Origin of the sequence: Clostridium arbusti SL206, assembly GCF_000246895.1 — a bacterium.
GTDB lineage: Bacteria > Bacillota > Clostridia > Clostridiales > Clostridiaceae > Clostridium_I > Clostridium_I arbusti.
The window spans coordinates 1-494 of record NZ_BAEV01000210.1; the positions used below are offsets into that span (position 1 = coordinate 1).

A 494-nucleotide genomic window follows, 5' to 3' on the forward strand; every position below is an offset into this window, starting at 1 on the left:
CATAAATTTACGTGAAACTTTTGGTAGACTACTAAAAGTAGATTCTGGTATATCAATTTTAGCAACTTCCAACCTCCATAAAAAGTTTTTACTGGCATAATCAGAATTTAGCGGATATGTTGTCAGTTCTGTAGCCATGCCTCCAGACCAAAATGTTGGCTTATAATTTTCTTGACTTAGTAATTCTACATTATATTTCATATATTAATTGCACCTCTTCTTATATATCTTTTATGTTTATTATATTGAAAGATATATATATAATCAATTAAGTTAACGTGAGTTCAAAGTATTAATTGATTTAAGGTTAAAGTTACTAGATATGCTACTAACAGCAGTAAAGTTATTTTAAAAGAATAATTACTGTTTCTATTGAGCCTAGTGGTTTCAATTCTATGCCAAATTGCTTCAAGAAGAATGGCATACATGATTTGAGTTGTTTAAAAAGAAAGCCTAGAAGTATTAGATTTTGAAATAGGAGAACCAGAAGGGGG

1 protein-coding gene is annotated in these 494 nt (G+C 29.1%); it reads right to left on the minus strand.

All coding sequences use genetic code 11. From position 1 onward, the window contains the following. On the minus strand, positions 1 to 201 hold a 201-nt coding region (locus RH99_RS18080; protein WP_010241886.1), incomplete at its 3' end, for a HutD family protein. Positions 202 to 494 lie beyond the last annotated feature (293 nt).